This is a genomic window from Persicitalea sp. (assembly GCF_041751555.1).
In the GTDB taxonomy this organism is placed as follows: domain Bacteria; phylum Bacteroidota; class Bacteroidia; order Cytophagales; family Spirosomataceae; genus Persicitalea.
In genome coordinates, this window is record NZ_JBGSXF010000707.1 from 1 (window position 1) to 2,966 (window position 2,966).

The window sequence follows — 2,966 nt, forward strand, 5'->3', positions numbered from 1 at the left end:
GGAAGGCAAGGCTGAATTGGAAAAAGTAATGGCGTATGTCCACGGCCAGCAGGCGGTCATCCGCGCTCACGAAAACGCCAACTACCTGCGGGAAGAAAAGGAACTCGAAGTACTGATTGGCCGGGCGCATTTTGTGGATGAAGGTACTTTGGCCGTGAACGGAGCCGAATACACTGCCAAACGCATCGTCCTCGCCACCGGCTCGAAGCCGCGCAAACTGGACGTGCCGGGAGCCGATAGTGCCAATCTCTACACCAACGAAACGCTTTTCTATGACCTGAAAAAACTACCCGACCACCTGCTGGTTGTCGGCGGCGGGCCTATTGGCTGCGAAATGGCGCAGGCGTTCCGACGGCTGGGTTCGGAGGTCACGATTGTGGATCGGGGCGAGCGGCTTTCTTCCAAAGAACTACCCGAGTTTTCCGAGACTCTGGAAGCGCAATTCAAAAAAGAAGGCATCGAGATCATGCACGAGTCGGAAGTGGTGGCTTTTTCGTCGCCTACCGAAGCCGAAATTTCGATTGATAAAAAGTCAAAAACCAAGCTTACTTTCGATGCGGCTTTGGTGGCCATTGGTCGCGTCGTAACGACCGACGGCCTCGGGCTGGACAAAGCGGGCATCGAGGTCGAAAAAGGCAAAATCGTTATCGACGGCTACCTCCAAACTACCAATCCGCGCGTGTTCACAGCGGGCGACTCTACGGGTTTGTACTACTTCTCACACGGAGCCGAAAAGCACGTCCGGCAACTGATGCGGAATTTCTTTGTACCCTTCTTCAAGAAGAAACACACGTTTTCCGACCTCTCCTGGGTCACTTTCACTGAGCCGGAAATCGCCACCTTTGGCCGTTCCGAAGAAGACCTGAAAAAGGACAATGTCGATTTTGAAAAAATTACCCAAAGCTTCGAGGAAGACGACCGCGCCATCACCGACGACTATCGCTACGGAAAACTGGTGCTGTACGTCAGCAAGAAGAGTTGGTTTTTTGGTAAAAGTACCATCTTGGGCGGCAGCATGATCGCGCCCAAAGCCGGGGAGATCGTGCAGGAGCTATTCACGGCGCAACTGGCGGAGCTAAATACCAATGTGTTGTTCAACAAAGTGTATGCGTATCCCGTCTCGTCACGCATTAACCAGAAGGCGACGAATTCGATCAGGACGGGCGATTTGACGCCTTTTTTGAAGAAGGTTTTGGGGACGTTGTATCGGTGGTAGAGGTGATTATTAATCGACAAGCATTTGTTTCAATACGTCTTTGCAGTTTTCAATCTCAACTTTGCTGAGTTTATCGAAGACCCTGAGAACTCTGCTTCTATCCACGGTTCTAATCTGATCCATCGCCACCATTCCTTGGGTGTTATTTTGCTTGACTAAGACACGGAAACGATATTCTTTCAGGTTAGTAGTCATAGGAGCAACTACTATCGTATTGAGATGCCGATTCATCTCATTGGGTGAAACGATGACGCAAGGCCGCGTTTTTCTTATCTCGCTACCAACAGTCGGCTCGAGATTGACTAGAACTACGCTGTACTGTTTTAATTCCATTCTTCAAAGCTTTCATCTTCAAAGACATCATCTATAAGCAAACAGTCATCGCCGTTAGCGTGCATCTCTCTGGCTGATGCCTCCCAACCCTCTCTGGGTTTGGCGATTGGCTTCAAAATGATTCGTTCATCTTCAAGAATTAGCTCGACCCGATCATTGATGTTGTATTTTTCCAAAATGGTCTTGCTGAGTCTGAGACCTCGCGAATTACCGATTTTAATAATCTGAGTTTCCATAATTACTTATTGTGAGTACAAAGTAATTACAAATGTAGGTGTTTTTTGCCAAATTCCGATGTGTCGGCTGGCGCATGTCAGGCGAACACATAGGTTCGCCCCTACAAAAACGCCTCCCAAAGTACCTCCGCCGGATGTAACGCCCTCCGCCCCGTGCCATCGTGGATTTGGTGGCGGCAGCTCGTGCCAGGCGCGGCGATGAGTACCTCCTCGGGTAGTTTCCGCACGGCGGGGAAAAGTACCAACTCGCCGATTTGCATCGAGAGGTCGTAATGCTCGGCTTCGTAGCCAAAACTACCCGCCATGCCGCAGCAACCGCTGGGGATGAGCTGCACAGAGTAGTTTTCGGGCAGCGACAGCATCTTCTTCGTCGGTACCAGACTGGCGATGGCCTTTTGCTGGCAATGGCCGTGGAGTTTGATGAGGCGTTTTTCCTGGGTGAAGAGTTTGGGTGAAATCTTCTGCAAATCAATTTCCCGCGCGATGAATTCGTCAAATTGCAACGCGTTTTGGGCCAGGGCCTTAGCGGCTTCCAGCAGTTCGTCGCTGACCAAGTCGGGGTACTCGTCGCGGAAGGTTAGGATGGCGGAAGGCTCAATCCCAACTAGCGGCGTGTCATGGCTGACGAGGTCTTTCAGGGCAAGAATATTCTGCTCGGCTATTTTCTTGGCGTCTTTCAAAAGCCCTTTGGAGAGTTGAGGCCGCCCGCTGGGCGCGTGGTCGGGAATCTCTACTTCGTAGCCTAGTTTTTGCAAAGTCCAGATCGCCTTCTTGCCAATTTCTACGTCGCTATAATTGGTGAACTCGTCACAGAAAAGGTACACCTTGTGGCCCGTCGCAGGAATTGGGTTCGTTTTCCTGCCTTCTTTCTTGAACCAACCCCGCAGCGTTTCGCCTTGCAGCAGCGGCATGGTACGGTCGGGGTGGAAACCTACGACCCGGTTGGCGATCCGGCGCAGCGGCGCGTTTTTGAAAACCAGATTGTAGGCCCAGGGGACATAGCTGGCTATTCCCGTCATTCTTGAAAAATTCCCCACCAGCCACGAGCGCAGCGGCACACCGTGAACGTCGTGGTACTGCTGTAAAAATTCCATCTTCAACTTGGCGACATCGACGTTGCTGGGACATTCGCCTTTGCAGCCTTTGCAGGCCAGGCAGAGGTCATAGACTTCCTTGATTTC

The 2,966-nt window shown here is 51.5% G+C and carries 4 protein-coding genes; 1 reads left to right on the plus strand and 3 read right to left on the minus strand.

Annotated features, from left to right (window positions below; genetic code table 11):
- Positions 1–1,216: NAD(P)/FAD-dependent oxidoreductase (locus ACEW8P_RS24685; protein WP_373515727.1), on the plus strand; the 1,216-nt coding region annotated here is incomplete at its 5' end.
- A 9-nt stretch (positions 1,217–1,225) separates the two neighbouring features.
- Here the strand turns inward: ACEW8P_RS24685 and ACEW8P_RS24690 are convergent.
- The 3 genes from ACEW8P_RS24690 to ACEW8P_RS24700 form a co-directional block, all read right to left on the minus strand.
- Entirely contained in the window at positions 1,226–1,549 is a 324-nt protein-coding gene (locus ACEW8P_RS24690; protein WP_373515728.1) for a type II toxin-antitoxin system PemK/MazF family toxin, read from the minus strand.
- Positions 1,540–1,785: an AbrB/MazE/SpoVT family DNA-binding domain-containing protein gene (locus ACEW8P_RS24695; RefSeq protein WP_373515729.1), complete on the minus strand. Its 246-nt coding sequence runs from the start codon at positions 1,783–1,785 to the stop codon at positions 1,540–1,542. Before ACEW8P_RS24695 ends, ACEW8P_RS24690 begins: the two co-directional genes overlap by 10 nt.
- 101 nt (positions 1,786–1,886) lie before the next feature.
- A partial coding sequence (locus tag ACEW8P_RS24700) for a (Fe-S)-binding protein (protein WP_373515730.1) occupies positions 1,887–2,966 on the minus strand: 1,080 nt, incomplete at its 5' end.

Coding starts and splice junctions, on each gene's coding strand:
- ACEW8P_RS24690 (WP_373515728.1), bottom strand. CDS start 1,549: ATGGAATTAAAACAGTACAGCGTAGTTCTAGTCAATCTCGAGCCGACT.
- ACEW8P_RS24695 (WP_373515729.1), bottom strand. CDS start 1,785: ATGGAAACTCAGATTATTAAAATCGGTAATTCGCGAGGTCTCAGACTC.